General features: G+C 62.0%; 23 protein-coding genes. All 23 read right to left on the minus strand.

Going from position 1 to position 23,198, the window contains the following annotated elements:
* Positions 1-4 precede the first annotated feature (4 nt).
* The 23 genes from lptB to B2X55_RS09355 all read right to left on the minus strand — a co-directional run bounded on the left by lptB (position 5) and on the right by B2X55_RS09355 (position 23,150).
* Entirely contained in the window at positions 5-724 is a 720-nt protein-coding gene (lptB, locus tag B2X55_RS09245; protein ID WP_286821862.1) for an LPS export ABC transporter ATP-binding protein, read from the minus strand.
* 91 nt (positions 725-815) lie between these two features.
* A complete protein-coding gene (locus tag B2X55_RS09250; protein ID WP_055161208.1) occupies positions 816-1,505 on the minus strand; it encodes an LptA/OstA family protein in 690 nt (229 codons plus the stop codon).
* Positions 1,502-2,065 (minus strand): LPS export ABC transporter periplasmic protein LptC, encoded by a 564-nt coding sequence (gene lptC, locus B2X55_RS09255; RefSeq protein ID WP_055161211.1) that lies wholly within the window; start codon positions 2,063-2,065, stop codon positions 1,502-1,504. The genes B2X55_RS09250 and lptC overlap by 4 nt, the downstream gene beginning before the upstream one ends.
* Positions 2,062-2,976: a lysophospholipid acyltransferase family protein gene (locus tag B2X55_RS09260; protein WP_286821863.1), complete on the minus strand. Its 915-nt coding sequence runs from the start codon at positions 2,974-2,976 to the stop codon at positions 2,062-2,064. The genes lptC and B2X55_RS09260 overlap by 4 nt, the downstream gene beginning before the upstream one ends.
* A 49-nt stretch (positions 2,977-3,025) precedes the next feature.
* The gene (locus tag B2X55_RS09265; RefSeq protein WP_286821864.1) at positions 3,026-3,586 is read right to left on the minus strand and encodes a KdsC family phosphatase; all 561 of its coding nucleotides are present in this window, start codon (positions 3,584-3,586) and stop codon (positions 3,026-3,028) included.
* Position 3,587: 1 nt separating this feature from the next.
* Entirely contained in the window at positions 3,588-4,562 is a 975-nt protein-coding gene (locus B2X55_RS09270; RefSeq protein WP_286821865.1) for a KpsF/GutQ family sugar-phosphate isomerase, read from the minus strand.
* 12 nt (positions 4,563-4,574) lie between these two features.
* The gene (gene kdsA / locus B2X55_RS09275) at positions 4,575-5,399 is read right to left on the minus strand and encodes a 3-deoxy-8-phosphooctulonate synthase (protein ID WP_055161222.1); all 825 of its coding nucleotides are present in this window, start codon (positions 5,397-5,399) and stop codon (positions 4,575-4,577) included.
* 61 nt (positions 5,400-5,460) lie between these two features.
* Positions 5,461-6,195 (minus strand): 3-deoxy-manno-octulosonate cytidylyltransferase, encoded by a 735-nt coding sequence (gene kdsB / locus B2X55_RS09280; protein WP_036375698.1) that lies wholly within the window; start codon positions 6,193-6,195, stop codon positions 5,461-5,463.
* A 37-nt stretch (positions 6,196-6,232) separates the two neighbouring features.
* The gene (gene lpxK, locus B2X55_RS09285; protein WP_036375695.1) at positions 6,233-8,719 is read right to left on the minus strand and encodes a tetraacyldisaccharide 4'-kinase; all 2,487 of its coding nucleotides are present in this window, start codon (positions 8,717-8,719) and stop codon (positions 6,233-6,235) included.
* Positions 8,720-8,734: 15 nt separating this feature from the next.
* Positions 8,735-10,465, minus strand: coding sequence for a lipid A export permease/ATP-binding protein MsbA (msbA, locus tag B2X55_RS09290; protein WP_286821867.1), 1,731 nt, complete (start codon positions 10,463-10,465; stop codon positions 8,735-8,737).
* 1 nt (position 10,466) lies between these two features.
* Positions 10,467-11,615, minus strand: a complete 1,149-nt coding sequence (lpxB, locus tag B2X55_RS09295; RefSeq protein WP_286821868.1) for a lipid-A-disaccharide synthase — start codon at positions 11,613-11,615, stop codon at positions 10,467-10,469.
* A 94-nt stretch (positions 11,616-11,709) separates the two neighbouring features.
* Complete coding sequence (locus B2X55_RS09300) at positions 11,710-12,513, minus strand: LpxI family protein (protein ID WP_036375674.1); 804 nt, start codon at positions 12,511-12,513, stop codon at positions 11,710-11,712.
* 48 nt (positions 12,514-12,561) lie between these two features.
* Positions 12,562-13,374, minus strand: coding sequence for an acyl-ACP--UDP-N-acetylglucosamine O-acyltransferase (lpxA, locus tag B2X55_RS09305; protein ID WP_286821985.1), 813 nt, complete (start codon positions 13,372-13,374; stop codon positions 12,562-12,564).
* 177 nt (positions 13,375-13,551) lie between these two features.
* Complete coding sequence (fabZ, locus tag B2X55_RS09310) at positions 13,552-13,992, minus strand: 3-hydroxyacyl-ACP dehydratase FabZ (RefSeq protein WP_036375671.1); 441 nt, start codon at positions 13,990-13,992, stop codon at positions 13,552-13,554.
* A gap of 42 nt (positions 13,993-14,034) precedes the next feature.
* On the minus strand, positions 14,035-14,871 hold the full coding sequence (lpxC, locus tag B2X55_RS09315) for a UDP-3-O-acyl-N-acetylglucosamine deacetylase (RefSeq protein ID WP_036375669.1): 837 nt from the start codon (positions 14,869-14,871) through the stop codon (positions 14,035-14,037).
* Positions 14,872-14,946: 75 nt separating this feature from the next.
* A complete protein-coding gene (locus B2X55_RS09320) occupies positions 14,947-15,816 on the minus strand; it encodes a lysophospholipid acyltransferase family protein (RefSeq protein ID WP_036375666.1) in 870 nt (289 codons plus the stop codon).
* Positions 15,817-15,882: 66 nt separating this feature from the next.
* A complete protein-coding gene (gene lpxD / locus B2X55_RS09325; RefSeq protein ID WP_286821870.1) occupies positions 15,883-16,902 on the minus strand; it encodes a UDP-3-O-(3-hydroxymyristoyl)glucosamine N-acyltransferase in 1,020 nt (339 codons plus the stop codon).
* 14 nt (positions 16,903-16,916) lie between these two features.
* A complete protein-coding gene (locus B2X55_RS09330) occupies positions 16,917-17,354 on the minus strand; it encodes an OmpH family outer membrane protein (protein WP_036375661.1) in 438 nt (145 codons plus the stop codon).
* 51 nt (positions 17,355-17,405) lie between these two features.
* Positions 17,406-18,569 (minus strand): hypothetical protein, encoded by a 1,164-nt coding sequence (locus tag B2X55_RS09335; protein ID WP_286821871.1) that lies wholly within the window; start codon positions 18,567-18,569, stop codon positions 17,406-17,408.
* Positions 18,570-18,646: 77 nt separating this feature from the next.
* The gene (locus B2X55_RS09340; RefSeq protein WP_036375640.1) at positions 18,647-19,111 is read right to left on the minus strand and encodes an OmpH family outer membrane protein; all 465 of its coding nucleotides are present in this window, start codon (positions 19,109-19,111) and stop codon (positions 18,647-18,649) included.
* An 87-nt stretch (positions 19,112-19,198) separates the two neighbouring features.
* Positions 19,199-20,521: an acylphosphatase gene (locus B2X55_RS09345; RefSeq protein ID WP_286821873.1), complete on the minus strand. Its 1,323-nt coding sequence runs from the start codon at positions 20,519-20,521 to the stop codon at positions 19,199-19,201.
* Positions 20,522-20,567: 46 nt separating this feature from the next.
* Positions 20,568-22,541, minus strand: coding sequence for a BamA/OMP85 family outer membrane protein (locus tag B2X55_RS09350; RefSeq protein WP_286821874.1), 1,974 nt, complete (start codon positions 22,539-22,541; stop codon positions 20,568-20,570).
* A gap of 48 nt (positions 22,542-22,589) precedes the next feature.
* Positions 22,590-23,150: a hypothetical protein gene (locus tag B2X55_RS09355; RefSeq protein WP_286821875.1), complete on the minus strand. Its 561-nt coding sequence runs from the start codon at positions 23,148-23,150 to the stop codon at positions 22,590-22,592.
* Between the last annotated feature and the right edge of the window lie 48 nt (positions 23,151-23,198).

Below are 23,198 nucleotides of genomic sequence, written 5' to 3' on the forward strand. Positions count from 1 at the left end.
TCCGTTACAGTGTGAAATTATCGCCGAGGTAGAACTTCTTGGCGATCGGGCTGTTCGCGATGGTCTGGCTGTCGCCCTCCAGGAGTATCTTGCCGCTGTTGAGGATGTAGGCCCGGTCGACGATCTGCAGCGTCTCGCGGACGTTGTGGTCGGTGATCAGGATGCCCATGCCGCGCTCCTTGAGGTACTGGACGATCTCCTGGATGTCGGCAACGGCCAGAGGATCGACGCCGGCAAACGGCTCGTCGAGCAGGATGAACTGCGGCTCAAGTGCCAGGCAGCGGGCAATCTCCACGCGGCGGCGCTCGCCGCCTGAGAGCTCCGTGCCCTTTCGCTCGCGCACGTGGCCGATGTGGAATTCCTCAAGGAGCTCCTCGAATTTATCCTTCTGCTCGGCCTTCGAGAGCTTCGTCGTCTCGAGGATGGCCATGATGTTCTCCTCGACCGTGAGCTTGCGGAAGATCGAGGCCTCCTGCGTGAGGTAGCTGATGCCGAGCGCGGCCCGGTGGTACATCGGCTCATCCGTGATGTTGATGTCCGAGAGGAACACCTCGCCGGACGTCGGGCGCTCGAGTCCGACGATCATGTAGAACGTCGTCGTCTTGCCCGCGCCGTTCGGCCCAAGCAGGCCGACGATCTCCCCCTTGTCCACGCGCAGGGAAACGCGGTCGACGACCGTGCGCTTCTTGAATGTCTTTACCAGATTCCTTGCCTCGATATGCAAAATCGTGCCCTCCAACATACTGCAGCCAGGCGCCGCAGCATCCTCGCTCATCGCTCTATCTTCTCTTGTACCTTTATTTACCTTTATTGCCTTATTTTACCTTAGCTGACCCGTCGTCGGCAAGATAAATCGTCATGCGGTTGCTGCGCATCGTGTTATTTTCCTGTACGGCCCAGGCATTGCCCGTGATGACGGCCTTGCCCTGCTCCTTGCCGTAGTAGTCCATCTGGTCGCCGCCGGCCTCCATCGCGCGCGATGGGCTCACGACATGCGCATTGCCCTCGCCGATGTAGTGCTCGTCCTTGAGCCAGCCGTAGATGCGGTCCGCCGTGAACGTGTCGTCACCGCTCGTGAGCTGGCCGCCGCGGTCGATGACGATGTAGTCGTTCTGCTGCGGGAAGTAGTCGACCTGCTCACCGGAGAACGTCTTGTCGTCGCGCGAGCCGCGGACATTGCCCTGGGCCATCATGTGCTCCTGACCGTCCGACATCAAATAGTCGCAGGTCAGACGCGTGCCCTGATAGACGGCGATGACATTGCCCTCGACCGTCGCGGCCTGCGTCTTCGAGTTGTAGGTCGCGCGATTGCCCGTGACGTGCGAGTCGCCGCGCGTCAGGAGCACGTAGCCCGTCGCCGTGGCCTCGCCCGTGCGCATGTCGTATTCGAGCGTGTCGGCATCGAGCGATGCAGGCACTCCCTCTGCTGCGTAGAGCGTGCCCATGTGCAGGGACAGGATGGCTGCGACTGCTGCGAGCATGCCCTTCATTTTCTTGTTCTTCATTTCTGTTCTGCCCCCTCCATGAGTTTCTCGATGTGTGCCTTGCCGGAGATCTTGATCTTGTTGAAGCCGTCCGTGCTGTCGATGCGCTCGCCCCAGGCACGGATCGTGTCATTCGACACCTTCGCCTGGCCGATGGCCGAGAGCATGCCCTGCTCTGCTGTCCATAAGAGCTCATCGCTCGTCAGCTCCGCGCCGTCGCTCGTCGTGATCTGGACGTTGCCGTCGATCTTGATGTCCTTCGTCTCATTGTCGTACGAGCCGTGGTCAGCCTTGACCTCAGCCGAACGGCCATCTTTCTGGTAGAAGTGGCCCGTCAGGCCTGTCAGCTCTGCATTGCGCGAGTCGATGTCGACATCGATGTGGTCCGCCGTGAGGTCCCAGATCTTGACGCCGTCCTTCTCCTCGCTGATCGTGTTGTTGTCGTACGACATGATGCGCGGCTGATCGTCATCGGAATGGTCGATCTTCGGCGTCTCCGGCACCGTCCGCACGGCCCAAATGACCACGCAGGCAAAGAACAGGATGCCGAGTGCGACCAATGTCTTCTGCTTGCCATTCATTTCTGCTCGTCCTGCCCCCTTACCGTGTGATGCTTGCCCGTCTTCTGCTGCTCAGGCTTCGTGTTCCAGCGCTTCTGGAACCAGAGCCACTGTGTCGGATTGTCACGGATGATCTGCTCGACGACCTTCGTCATGCGGGCGGTGAAGTCGAAGAGATCCTTGTCCGTGTCGCCCGTGTCCTCATAGCGCATGACCTCGCCGACGACGACCTTATGCTTGCCGTTCGGCTGGCGCAGGATGAAGGCCGGCACGACGGGGGAATTGAACTTGCGCGCGAATACAGCCGGGCCCATCGGCGTCGCCGCGATGCGGCCGAGGAACGGCAGGAATGCGCCGCCCGGGCCGGCATCCTGGTCGACGAGGAAGCCGAGGATCTTGCCGCTCTTCAAAGCGCGTGCCGCCGCGATGAGCTCGCTCGTACCGCGCGAGAAAATCTCGACGTGGATTGTCTTGCGCAGGTCGTTGAGCGCGTACGTGTACTGCATGTTCGGCTGCGGCTTGGCGATGGCCGTGACCGGCAGGCCGTTCAATGTGAAGGCGGCCGACAGCCACTCCCACGTGCCGATGTGGCCCGTGACGATGGCGACGCCGTGGCCCTCTGCCAGCGCATCGGTCAGGCGCTCAAGATGGTCGATCTCGATGTACTCGCCGAAATTCTTCTCGTTCAGGTGCGGCATGTAGAGGATTTCCAAGACATTGCGGGCGAGGTTGATGAAGGACAGCCGCACGAGATGGCGGGCTTCCTTCTCCTCGATGCCGAGCGCCGGCATCATCTGCGATACGGCGCGTTCGCGCTCCTTCTTGATCAGGAGATAGTAGAGATTGCCGAGCACCCAGCCGACGGCCATCAGCAGCCGGTATGGCGTGTGGCAGGCCACTTTGCTCAAGAACATCACGAGTTTATACTGCATGAAAAAATGCCTCCAATGCCTTCTGTCTTATGTCTTCGTCTTCGCATACTCACTGGGCAAGGCCGTCCATGCTCGTCTTCGCCTGGAAGCCTGCAACTAGGCCCTGCCACTTGCCCTGCGCCTTGAGGATGAACTCGATGAGCTGGCGCACGGCACCGTGCCCACCCGGATAGTCCGACTGCAGGACGGTGGCCTCGCGCACTTCCTGCACGGCGTCGCCGACAGCTGCGGGGAAACCGACCTGCCCCATGATGGGCAGGTCGACGAGGTCGTCGCCGAAATACGCGATCTCCTCGTCCGCAAGCCCCAGCTTCGCCTTGAGGTCTCTGTAGGCCTCGCGCTTGTCGAGATTGCCCTGGTAGACCTCGGTGATGTGCAGCTCCTTGGCGCGGTAGCGGAGGTGCTCCGACTGGCGCCCCGTGATGATGGCCGTCTTCAGGCCCGCGCGGTGCGCGAGCGTGATGCCCAGGCCATCGCGGCAGAAGAAGGGCTTGAAGAGCTCGCCATCAGCTCCGATGTAGATGCCGCCGTCCGTCAGGACACCGTCGACATCGAAGATGATGAGCTTGACTCGTTTTGCGCGCTCCAGCGCATCTTCTTGAAATTCCATATCAGACTACTCCCTGGCGCAGGAGGTCGGTCAGGTGGACGATGCCGACTGGTGCGCCCTTCTCGTCGATGACCGGCAGGACCGTGACAGGGCGTGGCTTGTGCTTCTCCATGACAGAGAGCGCGGCGGCCGCCATCTGCTGCGGTGCGATCGTCAGCGGCTCCGTGAACATGATCTTCTCCACAGCCTCATCGAGGAACTTGTAGTCCTTCGCGAGGGCGCGGCGGATGATGCCGTCGGTGATGAGCCCGACGAATTTGCCCGAATCGTCGACAACCGAGACGGCGCCGAGTCCCTTGTCCGTCATGACGAACAGCGCGTCCTTGACCGTCTTGCCGCAGTGGATCAGCGGGTTGTCCTTGCCTGTGTGCATGACGTTCTCGACCTTCAGCAGCAGGCGGCGTCCGAGCGCTCCGCCCGGATGGAACATCGCAAAATCCTGGCTTGTGAAGTTGCGCTCCGCCATCAGGGCCATGGCGATGGCATCGCCCATGGCGAGCGTCGCCGTCGTGCTGGCCGTCGGCGCGAGCCCCAGAGGGCACGCCTCGCGCTCGACACTGATGTCGATAAAGTGGTCGCTGAACTTACCGAGCTGCGACTCGCGGCGGCCGCACATCGCGACGATCGTCGCGCCGATGCGGCGGATGATCGGCAGGATGTTGACGATCTCCGTCGACTCGCCGCTGTTGGAGATGGCGATGACGACGTCGTTCTCCGTCACCATGCCGAGATCACCGTGGAACGCCTCGGCCGGGTGCAGGAAGAAGGCGGGCGTGCCGGTGCTCGCGAGCGTCGCCGCGATCTTGCGGCCGACATGGCCCGATTTGCCCATGCCCGTGACGACGACGCGTGCCGGGCAGTTGAGGATGCAGTTAACAACGGCGACGAACTCATCGCCGATACGGTCCTTGAGCGCGAGGACCGCCTTGCCCTCGATGTCCAATGTCTCGATTGCTGTCTCTTTGATCTTGTTCACGCTATTTCCTCCTCATGCCTGGCGATGGACAATCTTGTGGATGGCCAGGGCATCCGTCAGCAGGCCCTCGAGCTTGTCGAGGTAGACCATGTTGGCGCCGTCCGACAGCGCTTCCTCCGGATTGTCGTGGACCTCGAGGAAGAGTGCGTCGATGCCGGCACCTGCGGCCGCGCGCACGAGGTACTCGACGTACTCGCGGTTGCCAGAGGACGTCGTGCCATTGCCGCCCGGCAGCTGGACGCTGTGCGTGCCGTCAAAGACGACAGGGTAGCCGAGGCTGCGCATGATCGGCAGGCTGCGCATGTCGACGACGAGGTTGTGATAGCCAAAGGAAGCGCCGCGCTCCGTCAAGAGCATCTGCTCACAGCCGCACTCGTGCAGCTTGTCGACGACGTTGCGCATGTCCTCCGGCGCGAGGAACTGGCCCTTCTTGACGTTGACGACGCGGCCCGTCTGGGCAGCGGCGTGCAGGAGGTCCGTCTGGCGGCAGAGGAAGGCCGGGATCTGCAAGATGTCGGCCACCTTGGCGACAGGCTCCGCCTGCGTCGTCTCGTGGATATCGGTCACGATGGGCACGCCGAGCGTCTCCTTGATCTCCTGCAGCATCTCGAGTCCCTTCTTAAGACCCGGGCCGCGGAAGCTGTGATACGAGGAGCGGTTTGCCTTATCGAACGAAGCCTTGAATACGTAGTTGATGCCGAGACGGCCGCAGATTTCCTTGATCGTGCGCCCGATCAGCAGGCAGCGGTCCATGCCCTCAAGGACACAGGGACCTGCGAGCAGTGCGAGGGGCTCTCCCTCGCCGATCATGAAATTTCCAACCTTGACCTTATTCATGCGTTTCACCTTCCACTTTCTGTTCTGATTGCCATGTGTAAAAGTTCCATACCGGCAGGCATTATCCCTGCATCATCTGGCGATAGATTGCATTGACCTTCTCGAGGTCCTCCGCCGTGTCCACGCCGACAAATCGGTACGGCGTCTTGATGACCTTGATGCGATAGCCGTTCTCGAGGGCGCGCAGCTGCTCGAGGCTCTCCGCATGCTCTAAGGGCGTCTCCGCCATCTTGGCATACGCGAGCAAGAAGTCACGCTTGTAGGCGTAGATGCCGATGTGCTTGTAGACGGGCGTGCCCTCGTGACGCGGGTACGGCAGCAGCGAGCGCGAGAAGTAGAGCGCATAGCCCTGCTTGTCCATGACGACCTTGACGTTGTTGGGATTCTGCTGCTCGGACTCATCCGTGATCTCGGTGCAGACCGTCGCCATCTGCAGGTCCGCGTCCCCGTCAAAGGCAGCGGCCAGCTCGTCAATGAGCTTAGGCTCGATGAGCGGCTCGTCGCCCTGAACGTTGATGATGAGGTCGACGTCCTGGTACTTCTCGGCGACTTCGGCGAGGCGGTCCGTGCCCGTCGGATGATCCTTGCGCGTCATGACGGCCTTGCCGCCATGCTGCAGGACAGCGTCGTAGATGCGGCTGTCGTCCGTAGCGACGATGGCTGCCGCGACGCGCGAAGCCTTGGCGGCGCGCTCATAGACGCGGCAGATCATGGGTTTGCCGGCAATGTCCTTGAGCGGCTTGCCGGGCAGGCGCGTCGATGCGTAGCGCGCCGGGATGACACAGAGAACATTCATGGGTTTCCTGTCCTTTCTTCTAGTGCACAAGCAGAGATCAGTGGCCAAGGCGCTCGGCCAGGCGCTTCTTCAAGAGATCCGCGAGGCCTTCGCTGCCCTTCTGGAAGTTGACTTCCACGCAGATGACGTAGATCGGGATGGACCACTTCTCGCGGGCCACATCCGCCGGGATCTTGACGGCATCCTTCTCCGTGATGACGATGGCCTCCGCGCCGGCATTTTCGGCCTGCTGGAAGATGTCCGTCATCTCGGACATCGCGTAGTCGTGATGGTCCGGATAGCGCAGGCTCTCGATGATCACCGCACCGAGGTCGGAAAGCGTCTGCTCGAAGGAGGCGGGGTTGCCGATGGCCGAGACGGCCATGATGCGCTTGCCGCGCATCTGCGCGATGTCGATGCCTTGGCTCGCGATGTTGACGTACCACTCCGTCAGCGGGATGAAGCAGCGCGGCTGATGGATGCTCTCGACGATGCGCGCCTCCGGATTGTAGCGGTGCACCGTCTCGCGGATGTAGTCGCAGGACCCGGCCGCCGCCTGGTCGACCTTCGTCATCAGGCAGATGTCGGCACGGCTGATGTGCGAGATCGGCTCGCGCAGGGTGCCGCGCGGCAGGATGTAGCCGTTGCCGAAGACGTTGACGGCATCGACGAGCAGGATGTCGAGATCGCGCTCGAGTTGCCAATGCTGGTAGCCGTCGTCGAGGATGGCTACCTCCGCCCCGAAGTGCTCCATCGCATAGCGGCCCGTCTTGGCGCGCTCCGCGCCGATGAGCACGGGGACTTCCGGCAGGTGCTTGGCGAGCATGTACGCCTCATCGCCGGCCTCCGCCGCATCCATGTGCAGGCGCTTGCCGTCGGAGACGATGCCGACCTCCCCGTGCCACTTGGCGCGGTAGCCGCGGTTGAGGATGACGACGCGGTAGCCCATGTCGCGGATGTCACGCGCGAGGCGCTGCGCCGTCGGCGTCTTGCCCGTGCCGCCGACCGTCACGTTGCCGAGGCTGATGACGAAGCAGTCGAGCTTCTGTTTCTGGAAGATGCCGTACTTGTAGCCGGCCAGCTTGATGTTGACGAGCAGGCCGTAGATCAACGAGAAGATGTAGAGGATGCCCATGATGAGGTGCGGGAAGAGCCCGTCCACCTCTTTACTATGGACAAGGTCGATGAAATAGGTCTGGAAGTTCGTGATCTTCTGGGTAGAGCGCACGTGATGGCGGTTCTCGGGACTGCTCTCATAGCTCTCGAGCATCTGGTGGAGCAGGATGGCCGACTTGCGCGAAGCGCCCTTGTTCTCGCGCACGATGGCGCGCGTCTCTTCCTCCATGCGGTGGCGGTGCTCCGGCTCGTCGAAGAGGCGCGTGACCTGCTTCGCGAGTTCCTCGCCGTTCTTCACGGTCAGGCAGGCGTCGCGGTTCTTGAAGAGCGCGTAGGTGTCCTTGAAGTTGAACATGTGCGAGCCGACGATGATGGCTTTGCCGTGCGCGGCCGGCTCGAGGATGTTGTGGCCGCCGTGCGGCACGAGGCTGCCGCCGACGAAGACGACATCGCCGATGCTGTAGACCTTGCCGAGCTCACCGATCGTGTCGAGGATGACGATGTCCTCATCCTGCGGCGCTTCGTTCTGGAGCTTCGTGCGCGTCGTGACCGAAAAGCCTGCCTTGCGGCAGAGGTGGACGACCTCCATCGTGCGCAGGAGCTCGCGCGGCGCGATGACGAGGCGTGCGTGCGGATGCGTCTCGCGCACGGCCTTGAATGCCTGCAGCACGGCCTCCTCCTCGCCGCGGTGCGTCGAGCCGGCGAGGAAGATGCCATCGTTCTTGGAAAGGCCCATTTCCTCGATGATCTTCTGCTTCTCCTCGGGACTGACATCGGTGTACGTCTGGTCGAACTTCGTGTTGCCCGTGACAGTCACGAGCTCCTGCGGTGCGCCGAGGCGCATGATGTACTCCGCATCGATAGGCGACTGCATCGCGAAGAGCTTGACCGTCCCGATCATGTTGCGCAGCAGGCTGTGCAGGTGCTTGTACTGCTTGACGCTCTTGTCACTGATGCGGCCGTTGACCATCATGACCGGCACGTGGATCTTGCGCGCCGTGCGCAGGAAGTTCGGCCAGAGCTCCGTCTCGACCGGCAGGAAGACGCGCGGGCGGATGCGCCGCAGCACGTGGCCGGCCAGCCACGGCAGGTCGAGCGGGAAGTAGATGATCGCATCGGCATCCTTAATGATGCGGTTGGCCATCTCGTAGCCGCTCGTCGTGACGACAGAGACGAGGATGGGGCTCTTCGGGAACTCCTTGCGGAACTCCTTGATGAGCGGACTCGTCGCGACGATCTCGCCGACAGAGGCCGCATGAACCCAGATGCAGTCCTTCTTCTCCACCTTGTCGAGAGCGTGTTCGGGGAAGAAGCCCAGGCTCTGCCGGATGCGTTCGACAAAGCCTTTCTCACGCACCGAGCGGACCATGAACATCGGGATGATCAGGATCACGATGATGATGGCCGCTATATTATAGAGTAGTTGCATATCCTCTTCCCCTTCTTACGCGTTTTTCTTGTTGAACTGGATATTGTAGAGATAACTGTAGAGGCCACCCATCTTGAGCAGTTCCTCGTGAGTGCCGTGCTCCTTGATGTGACCGTTGTCGATGACGTAGATCTGGTCGGCGTTGAAGATCGTCGAGAGGCGGTGTGCGATGACGAAGGAAGTGCGGCCGACCATGAGCTTGTCGAGGGCCGCCTGCACGATCTTCTCGCTCTCCGTGTCGAGCGCCGACGTCGCCTCGTCGAGGATCAGAATCTGCGGGTTCTTGAGGATGGCGCGCGCGATGGCCATGCGCTGGCGCTGGCCGCCCGAGAGGTTGAGGCCGCGCTCGCCGATCTTCGTGTCGTAGCCGTTCGGCAGTTCGCGGATGAAGCCGTCGGCATTGGCGGCCTTCGCCGCTTGCTCGACTTCCTCGTCCGTCGCATCGAGGCGGCCGTAGCGGATGTTCTCGCGCACCGTCGTCGAGAAGAGCATTGTCTCCTGCGGCACGATGCCGATCTGCTCGCGCAGCGACGAAACGGTGACATCGCGGATGTCAAAGCCGTCGATGGAGATACTGCCTGACGTCACTTCGTAAAAGCGTGGGATCAGGTTGGCGATCGTCGACTTGCCGGCGCCGCTCGGGCCGACAAAAGCGATCATCTGGCCGGGCTTCACTTCGAGGTTGACGTCGGAGAGTGCCGGCACGCCCTTCTTGTACTCGAAAGAGACGTGGTCGAAGACGACGTGCCCCTTGACCTTCGGCAGTTCCTTGGCGTCCGGCTTGTCCGCGATCGTCTCCTTGAGGTCGATGACGGCGAAGACGCGGTCGACGGCGGCCATCGCGCGCTGCAGGTTGCCGTAGACGCGCGAGAGGCGCTTGACCGGGTTTGCGAGGTTGACAGCGTACGTCAGGAAGGCGACGAGTGCACCGGCCGTCATCTCGCCGTTGACGACCTCGTAGCCGCCGAACCAGATGATGACCGTGACCGAGATGGCCGCGAGGAACTCGACGGACGGCGTCAAGAGGCTCGTGAGCTGGACGTTCTTCATCGCCGCCTGGAAGTTGAGCTCATTCTGGCGGCAGAAGCGCTTGATCTCGTAGTTCTCGCGCACGAACGACTTGACGACGCGGATGGACGAGACGCTCTCCTGCAGGAGCGAGGTGATGTCGGCCATGCGCTCCTGGATGACCGTGCCGTTGCGCTTGATCTTGCGCCCGAAGATCTTCATGGCCTGGCCGACGAGCGGGATGATGACGAGTGTCAGAATGGAGAGCTTCCAGTCGAGCACGATCATCATGACGAGCGAGCCGATGAGGATGGATCCCTCCGTGACCATCTCGATGAGCTGGTCGACGAGTGCCGACTGGATGGCCGCGACATCGTTCGTGATGTAGCTCATGACCTCGCCCGTCTGATGGCGGTCGAAGTAGGCCATTGGCATGCGCTGGAACTTGCGGAACATGACCTCGCGCACATCGATGATGACCTTCTGGCCGATGAATGAGACGAGGTACGACTGCCCGTAGAAGAAGATGCCGCGCAAGAGGAAGACGACGACGATGCCGACACAGATAAGGTTGAGCATCACCATGTCCTTCTCGGCCAGCACCTTATCGATCATGTCCTTGATGATCCAAGGCAGGTAGAGATTGGCCGCCGCCGCCATGATGATGCAGAAGATGGCCAGTATGAGCTGCTTGACATATGGCCGCATGTATTGGAGCAGCCGCTTGTAATTCTTCATGTTATTCTCCTGAATGTCGTTTGTCGTGTGCCGCCTCGAGTATCTTCGCCGCCACTCGGGCCGCCGCGCCCGGCGGGCCGAGCCGCTTGCAGGCCTCGATCAGCTTTGCGCATGTCTTCTCCCTGGCGCTCTCGCCGCGGTAGAGGCGCGAGAGCTCGCGGGCGATGCGGTGCGGCTCCACTTCACCCTGCAGGAGCTCCGGCTGGATCGTCTCGCCGAGCAGGATGTTCGGCAGAGTGAAGTGGTCGACGTGGACGAGCATGCGCCCGATCATGTAGTTGAGCGGCGCGAGCCGGTAGAGCGAGACACACGGCAGGCCCATGAGGGCTGCCTCCATGACGACCGTGCCCGAGGCCGCTGCTGCCACATCCGCAAGCCCCATGAGCGCATAGCGGTTCTCGTGCGTGAGCTGGACTTCTGCGCCGTGCTCTGCCACGAGCTGCTCGATGAGCGGCTCATACGAGGCGGCCGCGACAGGCAGGAAGAATTTCGTCCCGGGGCGCTTGGCCGCGAGCAGTTTCGCCGCCTCGAGCATGGCGGGCAGCAGCATCGTAATCTCCTGGCGGCGGCTGCCCGGCATCAGGAGCACGGCGTGGTCACCCGGCGCGATGCCAAAGAATGCGCGCGCCTCCGCCTCGGGAATCTCTGCCTTGACCGTATCGACGAGCGGGTTCCCGAGGAACGAGATGTTGGCGCCGGCTGCCTCGTAGACGGGCAGCTCGTGAGGGAAGATCGCGACGAAGGTGTCGGCGAGCGCCGCGCACTTCTTCGCGCGGCCCTTGCGCCAGGCCCAGGCCGACGGCGGGATGTACGAGAAGACGGGGATGCCGAGCTTTTTGGCGCGCTTCGCGAGGCGCCAGTTGAAGTCCGGGTAATCGATGAGGACGAGGAGGTCCGGGCGCTCCTCCTCCATGTACGCCGTCAGGTCGTCGAGGAGCCTGAGGATGCGCCTGAGGTTCTTGATGACCTCCCAGACGCCCATGACATTGTAGTCCGCGAAATTGCGGAAGAGCTTCACGCCCGCGCGCTCCATGCGCGCTCCGCCAAAGCCGATGAGCTCGGTATCGGGTGCCTGCTCGAGCACGGCGCGCGCGAGGCGCTCCCCGTGCAGGTCGCCCGACACCTCGCCGGCTGACATCATGATCTTCATCCACAAACCTCCTCAGTCCCACACCCATAAGAAAAGCCGAAAAGACGCGAGGATACCAGCATTCCTGGTTCCGCCGCGTCTCACAATCACACACTTAGATGGCTGCAATCGTTATGTTATTGGCCTCTGCCAGTGCGAGCATCTCCTCACGCTCGACGAGGAGCGTCTTGTCGGCCTCGATTGCCAGAGCCGTCGCCCCGACATCCACCATGCTCTGGATGGTCGCGAGTCCGACAGTCGGCACATCGAAGCGGTCATCCTGCTGCGGCTTGGCGACCTTGGCAACGACTGCGCCGCCGCGCGCGAGCTGACCGCCGCGGTGGATGCAGGCATCCGTGCCCTCGATGGCCTCGAGCGCCATGACGGCCATGTTCTTGACGACGGCCGTCTGGCCGACATCGAGGCGGCCGATCTCCTTGGCCATGCGGAAGCCGAACTCCATGTCCTTGCGTTCCTCAGCCGTCGGCTCGCGCTTCGTGATGACGCCGCGGTGCGGCATGAGGCGGCGTATGAGCGCCGTCTGGTCAAAGGCCTGGATGCCGGCCTTGGCGAGCTCCCGCACGAACATCATCATGATCGTGTCGTCCTTGCGGTCCGGCAGCTCCATGATGAGCTTCAGCATGCGAGCGTCCGGCTGCACCTTGCCCGAGAACAGCAGCTCCTTCGTGACCTTGCCGATCATCGTGACCTTGCTGACCTGGTGTTCCTTGAGATAGTTCAGCACGGCATCGAGATGCGCGATGCTGATGGACTGGCAGTCCGCCGTGCATTCCTTGAGCTCTGCGTCCGTCTCCGGCAGCAGAGCGACGGCATAGACCTCATAACCGAGGAGCTTTGCCGCCTTCGCACACTCAACTGGCAGTTTGCCGGCGCCGGCCAGCAATCCGATTCTTTCCATAACGATTCCCCCGAAATTCCTACTCCCTCATCTCAGTCCTGAGCGCTTTCAGTCGCGCTCTCTGCGCTCGCGGCAGATGCCGCGCTCTGCATTGCGCAGGAAGCGCAGGAAATGCTCGACCTCTTCGCAGGAATCGACTTCCTGCTCGATGACGGCGATTGCCTGCTGCAAGCTCAGGCCCGAGCGATAGAGCAGCTTGTATGCCTTCTTGATGTTGCGGCGCGCCTCTAACTGGATGCCGGCGCGCGAGATGCCGACGGCGTTGAGGCCGACGACCTTGGCCGGCTGGCCATCGACGATCGTGTACGGCACGACATCCTGCGTGAGCTTCGACATGCCGCCGACCATCGCATTGCGGCCGATCTTGACGAACTGGTGGACACCAGCCATGCCGCCGATGACAGCGCGGTCCTCGACGACAGCATGGCCCGCGAGGCTCGCGAGGTTCGACATGATGACGTGGTTGCCGACGACGCAGTTGTGCGCGACATGCGTGAGCGCCATGAGCAGGCAGTCGTTGCCGACGCGCGTCTCCTCACCCTCACCTGTCGCACGGTGGATCGTCGCACCCTCGCGGATCGTCGTGCGGTCACCGATGACCGTGTAGCTCTTCTCCCCGCGGAACTTGAGGTCCTGCGGCTCCTCGCCGATGGACGCTCCCTGGAAGATGTGGCAGTCCCTGCCGATCTGGGTCCAGCCGTGGATGACGACGTGCGGGCCGATCTTCGTGCCCTCGCCAATCTCGACATTCTCGCCGATGACCGAGTAAGGCCCGATCTCGACATTCTCTGCGATCTTTGCACCTGGCGCGACCACAGCTGTTTCATGTATATTTGCAGTGACCTTGTTGTCCGTATTCATCTGCTCCAACTCCTTAACCTTCCTCCAATGCCGGTCCTGGCCGGCCAGTTTGCTCTGTCCTTTTCTATATACTCCTGAATACCCTCATCATTCCTGTATCTCATTTGACTGCAAATCTGGGCGTTTTTCGAGTTGAACAAAGACTACATGCGTTTAGGCAATTGATAGAGGCAGAAATCAAAGATCTTCGCCCTTTTTCAATGCAAACTTGAAATCTGCCGAAGCAGCGAGTTCGCCGTCGACATAGCCATCGCAGTGGAGCAGGCCGAAGTCACCGCGCGTGCGCACGAGCTGTGCCTTCGTGACGAGCTGGTCGCCCGGCACGACCTGGCGCTTGAACTTGACGTGCTCCATGCCGCCGAACAGTGCGATCTTGCCGCGGTGCTCTTCTGGATAGAGCATGGCGACGCCGCCGACCTGTGCCATCGCCTCGAGGATCAGGACGCCCGGCATGATCGGGTGGCCCGGGAAGTGGCCCAGGAAGTGCGGCTCATTCATCGTGACATTCTTGATGCCCGTCGCCGACTTGAACGGCTCGAGCTCGATGATGCGGTCGACGAGCAGCATCGGCGGGCGATGCGGCAGGATCTTCTGGATCTCGTTGATATCTAATTCCATGATTTCTCCCTCTTCCTTTAAAACGTTGTCAGGATGTGTTTCTTACCGATTTGCATAAGCAGCGGCGATCTTCTTCGCCAGCTGTGTGTTGAGCGCGTGGCCCGATGCCGCGGCAATCACATGGCCGCGGATGATGCCGGCGAGGCGCAGGTCACCGATGACGTCGAGGATCTTGTGGCGCACGAGCTCATCCTCGAAGTGGAGCGGATTGAGCCAGCCTTCATCGTTGTAGACGATGACGTTCTCGAGCGAGCCGCCGAGGCCGAGGCCCATCTCGCGCAGCGCCTGGATCTCCTTCTCGTAGGCGATCGTGCGGGCCGGGGCGATCTCCTTGTGGTAGACCGCCTCATCGATGTGGAAATCCTCGTACTGGACACCGATCAGCTTGTGCGGGTTCAGGGATGTGAAGCTCACACGGAAGCCGTCGTACGGCAGGACCATGACGAAGCGGCCCGTCTTCTCGTCGTCGATGCGGTAGACCTTGTCGATGACGATCTCCTTGCGGTCCTTCGCCTGCTCTGCGATGCCGGCCTTTGCCATGAGCTCGAAGAAGACAAGCGAGGCACCGTCAGCCACCGGGGGCTCTTCCGAGTCGAGCTCGACATAGGCATTGTCGATGCGGTGCGCGTGGAACGCGCTCATGAGGTGCTCGATCGTGAATACCTTGTGGCCGTCCTCCTCCACCGTCGTCGCGCGCAGCGTCGACGTGACATTCTCCGCCTTCGCGTGGATCTGCGGCGCCCCCGGAAGGTCCGTGCGCACGAAGACAATGCCCGTGTCCTCCGGTGCCGGCTTCAGCGTCGCATGGACCTCACGGCCGGAATGCAGCCCGATGCCCGTATAAGAGATTTCCGTCTTCAATGTTCTCTGTTTCTGCAAAATCATACCTCCTGCCGTAATGTGCCTCTTTATATTGTACAAAACAATTGTCTGCGATGCAAGTCACGATGCAGGTCAGTATTCTTCCCGCATGGACTTCCAGCGGTCGTGCAGCCAGAACCATTCCTCCGGGTAGCGGCGCACATGGTCCTCGATGCACTTCGTCAGAACCTGCGTCGTCCTGCGGATGTCCTCGCGCTTGTCCTTCGTCTTCTCGACAAAGACGGGGTCCTGCACGATCAGTGTGTGGAAGCCGTGCTCGTCGCGGTGCATGAAGGCCGGGAAGATCGGCACGCCCTGGAAGCGCGCCATCGAAGCAGCGCCCGGCACGCAGTTCGTCGGCTTGCCGAAGAAATCGAGCACGATGCCGCTGCGGCGGTTCGTGTCCTGATCCATGATGAGGCCGATGGCCCAGCCCTTCTGCAGCATCGCGAACATCTCGCGCACGCCCGTCTTGTAGGTGATGTGCATGCCGATGAGCGTGCGATACTCATTGATGAAGCGGTCGGCACCCGTCGACTTCTGCTTCATCGCGACGCCGACGAGCGGGATGCCGGCCTGCGCGAAGGCGCCGCCCATGAGTTCCCAGTTGCCGCTGTGCGCCGCTGCGATGATGCAGCCCTTGCCGAGAGCGAGGCCGCGCTCGAGCTTGTCGAGGCCCTCGATGCGCACGTAGTCCGCGATGTGCTTGCGGATGACAGGGAAGCGCAGGACCTCCATGAGCATCGGGCCGAAGCGGACGCTGCTCGCCTTTGCGAGGCGCTCCGCCTCCTGCTCGCCGACGCCGAGGCACATCATGATCTGGTCCTTCGCGAGCTTCTTGCGGCGCTTCGGCACGAAAATCCAGGCAAAGGCGCCCAGGGCCCGGCCGATGGTCTCACAGGCTCCGCGCGGCAGCAGGCAGCAGATCTTGCTCGCCGCCTTCAACAGATAATATGACAACATCCTTTTCCCCTCTTTCAGCAAGAAAGCCTTCCCTGTCCCGGAAAGGCTTTCTTCGCGCACGATGCGTTATTTCGACTCATACTTGGCCAGCTTCTTCTCGAGCTGGCGGAACTTCTTGTACATCTCCGGCAGGTGCTTCATCGAAGCCTGCATGCGCAGCCACTCCGCATGGCTCTGGACCGGGAAGCCGGCGCAGAAGACACCCTCCGGCATATCGCCGATGATGCCCGAGCGCGCGGCGTAGACCGAGTTGGCCCCGATATTGATGTGGCCGACCGTGCCGACCTGGCCGCCGAACGTGACGTTGTGGCCGACCGTCGTCGAGCCCGAGATGCCCGTCTGCGCGACAATCAGGCAGTTCGGCCCAATCTTGCAGTTGTGGCCGATGTGCACGAGGTTATCGATCTTCGTGCCGTGGCCGATGACCGTCGAGCCCATGGCCGCGCGGTCGATGCCGTCGTGTGCGCCGATCTCGACATCATCCTCGAGGACGACGTTGCCGACCTGCGGCACCTTCGTGTGCACGCCCTCGTGCGTCGTGAAGCCGAAGCCGTCCGAGCCGATGACAGCGGAGCAGTGGATGACGCAGCGCTTGCCGACGTGGCAGTGCTCGCGGACCGTCGCGCTCGAGTAGATGACCGTGTCCTCCTCGATCTCCGCGTACTGGCCGATGTAGGTATGCGGGTAGAGCGTCACGCGGTCCCCGATGACAGCGTGGTCATCGACGACGGCGAACGGCATGATGACGACATCCTTGCCGAGCTTGACATCCTTGCCGATGTGCGTCTGCTCGCTGACGCCCGCGGGGAACTGGAGCTTCGGCGTGAAGAGCTCGAGGAGGCGCGCAAAGGCTGCGCGCGGCTCCTCGACGTAGAGTGCCGTCTTCGGGAAGTCCGCGACGCCCTCCGGCAGCATGACGGCTGCCGCACGGCACGTCTTAGCCTCCTCGATATGCGGATCGACGGCAAACGTCAAATCGTGCTCACCGGCACCCTCGATGTTGTCGAGGCCGCTGATGACGATCGATGCATCGCCAACGATGCGGCCGCCCACGTATTCTGCAATTTCCTGCAAGGTCTTTTTCATGTCAAATCACATCCTTACTGCAGCTTGGCAATGACGTCATCCGTCACATCGACACAGCCCATCAGAGCCGTCGGCTGCTCCTTCTCGCTGTCCACGACGACATCGAGCTTCTTCTCCTTCGCGATGTCCTGCAGGGCTGCGCTGACCTTCTGCTGCAGCTGCATCTGGTACGACTGGTTCAGGCTGGCCATCTTGCGCTGTGCATCGGCCTGTGCCTTCTGCGCGTCCTCCTGGCTCATGTCCGGGTTGTCCTGCAGCGACTTCTGCGCTTCCTCGCGGGCCTCGTTGATCTTCTGGTTGCCTTCTTCGACGAGAGACTTTACCTGCGGCGCTTCCTGCATGACGCGGGAACCTTCGATGTAGCCGATCTTGACCTGGCCGCAGCCGCTCATGAGCATCGTCGCAGCAAAGGCGGCTGCCAGAAGACCTACGGTTTTCTTACGTAATTTCATATCGTGATTCGCTTCTTTCTGTGATTGGTTGGGTGATGGATAAGATGATATCTATGAATCCTCAGACGAGCCGTCCGCATCGTCTTTGCTCTCTAACGTGCTGACTTCGCTGACGAGCTCGTCCGTGACATCCTCGGTGTCACTGCCGACAACAGGCATGAAGCGCTCCGGCTTCATACTCGCGGGCAGGTCCATGGGCAGCTTGAACGCGAGGTCCTCGGCGGGATTCGCGAGGACCATCGTGAAATGATGCAGGATGGCAATCTTGGCCGCCTTGCCCGCAATGTCGTTGCGGATGTGCGTGTCGAGTGCCTGGATCTCCTCGGCCTTCTGCGCCATCATCTCCTTGATCTGAGCGCGCTGCTGGAGCCGCTCGGCCGCCGTCATCTGCATCTCCTGCTGCATCGCCGCGGTGTCGCGCTGCTGCACTTCCGACTGCTTGCGCACAGATTCCGACTTCTGCTGGTCGAGCGCCGTCTTGGCCTGCTCGCGCCACTTGGCGAGCTTCGGCCCCATGACGGACTGCACGTATGCGTTCACCTCGCGCTCCCAGGCCTTGGCGAGTTCCTGCTGGCGCATGCCGCGCTCTTCCTTGAGAAGCTCGCGCTGGTTCTCCCAGCCCGCCTTCTCCTCATCGAGCTCCTGCTGCTTCGTCCAGGGATGATGCATGGCCTTCTGGTTGTCGATCTTGATGTTGAGGTTGAGGATCGCGTTCTGGTAATCCTCGTCGATAGCCTTGCGGCGGCTCTCATACTCGGCCTCGTGGGCCTCGCGGTACGCCTTCTCGACCTTCTTGGCCTCGCGCTCGAGTTCCGAGCGGCCGCCGATGACGGTCTGGGCATTTTTCTGCCAAACGGAATCGTCGAACGGCTTTGCATCGACAGTCGGCGGCTCCACCTTCATCTCGGGCAACTTCTCTGTGTCCTTGAGCGAGAGCTCCAGGCTCTTGTACTCCTTCTGGAGCGTCTCGAGCTTCTCGTAATCGGGGTGCGCCTCCATGACTTTCTGCATGTCGACGAGGCCGATGCTCGCGGCCGCCGTCTGTTTGACGGGTTCATGCCCCGGCATCAGCGCGCGGACGCCCCAGGCCCCGAGGAAGACGAGGCCGAGCGCGATGGCGCTACCCATGAGTATCTCCTTGCGCTTCTTCTGCCAGAGGCTCTTCCCTCCAGGAGCAGCGCCCGGCTTCTCTGGCGTTCTATCGGGATTGTCCAACGGCCCTGCCCTCCTTACAAGTAGTACCGAGCGTAAAATCCGCTCGGTACTCGACGCTCCATATGACCCTCAGAGGATTACTTGCTGAGCTTTTTGATGACATCCTGCGTGATATCCTGGCCGCCGTAGACAACCGAGCTCTTCTCGAGGACGACAGACAGGCCCTTAGCCTCTGCTACGCTCTTGACGGAATCCTCGATGCTCTTCTGGAACGGCTCCATGAGCTCCTGATTCTTCTGGGCAAGGCGCTGCTGCGTCTGCTGATAGTAGTCGTTCTTCTCCTGGTCGCTCATGTTTGCGGACTTCTCCTCAAACTCCTTCTGGGCGTCCTGGACTTCTTTCTGCATCTGGGACTGGATATCCTGGAGCTGCGAGCTCTGCTGTGCGATCTGGCGGTAGTCGACGACGCCGACATTCGAGCTTGCTGCGCTTGCGATACCCGAGCCAGACTGCGTCAAGGCGAGGGCGACAACAGAGCCGACAAAGACGAGTGCGATGAGGACACTGATGATCTTGACCTGTTTTTTCTGCAATGTAACCATTTTATCTTCTCCTTCTTGGATTCCAAAGAAACACGTTTATTATAGCAGACTTCGCAGGGGTCTACAAGGATTTCCCCTGCGGAGCATTCAGAAATTCCCGATGAGGCGGAGCCAGCCCTGCGTCTTGTCGAGGACGTACTCGACCCCGAGGAAATCGTGGACCTGATAGAGTAGTCCTGCCTCGCCGAGGTGGTCGGCGAAGCGGTATTCGTAGCGGAGCTGCCAGCGCGGCGCGAGCGCCTGCCTGGCGCCGAACACGAAGCGCTTCTCGCGCATGTCGTAGCGGATCTCTGGCCGCGTGCCCATGCCGATGCGGTGGTTATAGCCCATCGCCCAGCCCCAGTCGACCTTCTGCGGCATGAAGTCGACCTGCGCGAAGAGCTCGTCGCGCGCCGTCATCATGCACCCGGCGTGGAGCCTCATGCGCAGGCTGTCCACCTCGCGCTCATACTTGCGCTCCTTGCGCCCCATGTCGACCCAGCCCGTCAGCCGCGCGCGGTAGCGCGAGGAGTCCGAGCGGCTCATGACCGTCATGCGCTCTTGCGGCGCGATTGTCACGGCCGTCTTCATGCGAAGCGCCCGGAAGTCGCGCTGCGCGTCGAGGCGCTCCGAGAAGAGCTGCTCGAAGTCGTGCTGATGGCGCGCGACAAAGGCGACAGGCACGCCGACGAGCATATCGGCCTGCTCCTGCATGAGCTCGCGGTGGTTGAGCAGCGTGAGGTTCGGGATGGTGCTCGAACGCATCGAGAGGTCCGCCGTGCGGACGACGGGCAGGCGCGGGTAGACCGTCAGGCTGACTTCCGCCGCGCTGCCATCCGTCTCGACCTCGAAGTCGCCGCGGAACTCCGGCAGGTGCTCCGCGAGATAAGCTTCGAGATGGTGCTTGAGGACGCCGTTCGTCCAGTCGGTCGCCGCGACCGGCAGGCCGTAGAGCGCATCCGAGAAGACGGCGCTGACATCCGCGAGGTCCTCGCGCACGAGGCGCTCCACCTCGGGCGGCATGCCCTCGACATGCGTCTCGACCGAGATCGTGCGGATCTGGTCGGCCCACGGCGAGAGCTCGACCGTGACCTCGGCCGTATCGCCGAGCTGGAGACTGACATCGCGCACAGTATAGCCGACAAGCACCTTGTCAAAGACCTGGCGGATAATCTCGCGCTTCGCCGCAGCATCCGCGGCGTGCAGGTCATCGCCGAGCAACAGCTGCTCAGAGATGACCTGCACGCTCGTCTCCATACGCTGCTGCACGAGCGGCGGCAGGCCGTCAGGTGCAGTGACATGAGCCGTCACTGCCTCGACCCGCCCGGCGGCCTGCGCCGCAGAGCAGGCAAAGACGCCGATAGCGGCGAGTGATAGGAGGCAGGCCAGAAATACCTGCCCGACGGCTCCCCGCCCAAGCTGTATCGTCAATAAGCATCCCTTCTTTTCTCAGGCAGCTCTTCTCGCCACGCGTCCATCAGAACGAGCTGCCGACGCTGAAGTGGACGCGGCCGCCGTCATCGCCCCAGCCGTAGTCGAAGCGCAGCGGACCGATCGGCGTCGTCAGCGAGATGCCGACACCGATGCTGCCGTGCAGGTCATCGGGCGTCAGGCCGCTGTCCCAAGCACCGCCCCAATCCGTGAAGATGGCGCCCTGCACCTTCTTCACGACGGGAAAGCGGTACTCGATCGTACCGAGGAACTCGCGGTCGCCGCGGAACTGGTCCTCACGGTAGCCGCGCAGCGAGCCCTGGCCGCCGATGCGGTACTGGTTGAACTCCGAGATGTCGCCCGTGCCGACGCCGTAGCGGCCGCGCAGTGCGAAGACCTGCGAACGGCCGGCGCGGATGTAGTGCTGGCCGTCGAACGTGTACTTCTGGAAGTCGAAGTCGCCGCCAAAGCCGGCGAACTCGCTCGAGAAGCTCACGCGGCTGCCGCTCATCGGGTTGTAGACATTGTCGCGCGTATCCGTGACGTGCTCGAGCGTGATGCTGCGCGTCGTGCCGAAGTTGTCGTCGAGCCACTTCGTATCATGGCTGCGGTCGCCCATATTGCCGTCATCGACATGGCGCACATACGAGTCCTTGCGGTTGCGCAGCGTCACGTAGTTCGTCGTGTACTCCGTGACAGGGCGGCCAAACGTCAGCTCACCGCCGGAGTACTTGCGCATGTACGTCTCCTTGAGATCGCCGTCCGTGTCGTAATCATCATACTCGTACGTGCGGTTGTAGATGCGGAACGTGCCGACCGTCTCCTTGCTGTCGAGCCACGGGCGGCGGTAGGAGAAGGTGTAGCCGTGCGCATCCTCGTCGTCGCCGCTCTTCTCGTACGTCAGGCTGATCGCGTCGCCCGTGCCGCGGAAGTTCGTGTCGCCGATCGAGACCATGCCGAGGACGCCGTCCTCGCTCGAGTAGCCGGCGCCGATGCCGAACGAGCCCGTGCGCTTCTCCGTGACATCGAGTTCCATGACGACGGCATTCGGGTCGACGCCCGGATTCATCTTGATGTTGACATCCTCGAAGAAGCCGAGGTTGTAGACGCGCTGCATGCTGCGGCGCGCGAGCTTCGAGTTGAACGGCTCGCCCGGCTTCTGGCGCATCTCGCGCAGGATGACGCGCTCCTTCGTCTTCGTGTTGCCCTTGACCTTGTAGCCTTCGAGGATGCCCTCGTTGACCTTGAGGTTCAGGATGCCGTTCTTGTCGATGTTCATGTCCGTGATCTTCGCGAGGATGTAGCCGTCGCGGCGGTACTGCTCCTGGATGGCCATGACATCCTTATTGAGCTCGCGGCTGTTGAGGATCTCGCCCGTCTTCATGGTGATGAGCCCCTGGAGCACATCCGTGCTCTCGACCGTGTTGCCGCTGAGGTTGACGCCTTTCAAGACCGGGTTCTCCAGCACGTGGTACGTGACGACGACGCCCTCCGGCACCTTCTCGAAGCTCGGGTAGATGTCGTAGAAGTAGCCCGTGTTGTAGATCTTGTCGCGGTCGGCATCGAGGCCCTTGACGGTGAACATGTCGCCGGCCTTCATCGAGATGGCGGCCTTCGCCGTGCCCTCCGTCAAAGAGGACGTGCCGTCAAACACCGTCTCCACGACAGTCTGCCCCTCGTACTTCTTCATGCTGTCCGCGATGGCCGTCTCCTGCGGGCGCACCTTGGCCCAATTCTGCGTGCGCTCGTCCACCGTGCTCGTCGCAGCGGCATCCGCCTGTGCGGCAGCCGAATGGTCAGCGGCAGTATCTTTCGTCTCAGCGGCCTTTTCCTCTGCCGGAGCAGCTGCGGCATCCGCCTTGACATTGGCAGCTTCCGGAAGTGCCGGAGCCGTGGAAGAAGACGTGGGCTGCGCACTTGCAGCAGGCGCCTCAGCTGCCCAGGACGTGCCCGGCACAGCCGCACAGCTGACGGCAATTGCCACAGCGTAAGCGAGGGATCTGTAGTTCTGTTTCTTCAAAGGTCAAACCTCCTATGCAATACCTTCCTGATGCGGAGGGGATATCTATCATTTCCGCAGTGTCTTGCCTGCGGTCTGCATCAACTTCTGCATCCCGTCATCGGGGACGCGCGGCGCGGCTGGCTTTGCCGGCGGCCTTTCCGCCTGCGAAGCGCTCTCCTCCCTCTGAGGAGCCTGTGCGGGCGCCGTCTCCACCGGCGGCTCCTGCACAGGCTCCTGCGAGGGCTGCAGAGGTTCCGGTACAGGCTCCTCTGCAGGCGTCTCATCGGGAAGAGGTGCCGCCTCTGTCTCCTGCTGCACAGAAGCCGCAGGAGGCACGGTCTCCACCGGAGCCGTCACCGACGCATTGCGCGGAAGCTGCGCCTGCCAGAGCGCATAGCCGCCGCCCGCGAGGAAGATCGCCGCAAGTGCCGGCAGGATGCGCATGGACCACTTCTTGACAAAGCGATGGCCCGGCGTGCCTTCCACCCGGGCCAGTTCTGCCTTGGCCAACATGACCTTGAGCTCACCGCGGACTCTGTGGTTCTCCGCGAGTGAGTGCTCCGCCTCCCCGAGCCACTGCCTTGCCGCCCGGATGTGACGGCGCTGTTTCTGATTCCGTTCCTTCATGACACACCCCCTGCCCGATTTCAAAGACTTATTCCTATAATCCGAGGC

Source organism: Mitsuokella sp. UBA4253 (assembly GCF_002395285.1).
GTDB classification, from domain to species: domain Bacteria; phylum Bacillota; class Negativicutes; order Selenomonadales; family Selenomonadaceae; genus Mitsuokella; species Mitsuokella jalaludinii.